Source organism: Corallococcus terminator, from assembly GCF_003611635.1.
In the GTDB taxonomy this organism is placed as follows: Bacteria; Myxococcota; Myxococcia; order Myxococcales; family Myxococcaceae; genus Corallococcus; species Corallococcus terminator.
On the sequence record NZ_RAVZ01000834.1, the window covers coordinates 1 to 425 of the forward strand.

Below are 425 nucleotides of genomic sequence, written 5' to 3' on the forward strand. Positions count from 1 at the left end.
GCAGCAGCAGGACGTCGCCGCAGACGTCGCCAAAGGAAGCGCGGCACTCGTCCTCGGCACCGTGACGGGAGGGGCCGCGCAGGACGTCGTGCGGACCGCTGGGAATACCGTCCTGCAGCAGCCCAACTCCGCTTCAACCACACCCCAAGACGCCCTCCTTCTTGATTCCGGCCTGGATTTTGAAGTGGTGGTGAAAGCCGCTTTTTGAGCCTGCCTTGTTCCGTGCAGTGCTTCAGGCCTCATGCACTAAGTAGTGTGAATTACACACTAATTAGTGCTATGGGGCCTTTCCCTTTCTTTGAGGCCCCATGACACATCAATGCCCCCCACCCACCCCGGTCCGGCTGCTTCTGGCGGGCCTTCTCTTGTTCCTCTGTGTTTCTCCCGCGTGCGGAGGCGGCACGCCCGTCACCGCGGTGGGTGAA

The 425-nt window shown here is 61.6% G+C and carries 1 protein-coding gene; it reads left to right on the top strand.

The window, feature by feature from the left end:
• On the top strand, positions 1-208 hold a 208-nt coding region (locus D7V88_RS43590; protein ID WP_158625303.1), incomplete at its 5' end, for a hypothetical protein.
• Positions 209-425 lie beyond the last annotated feature (217 nt).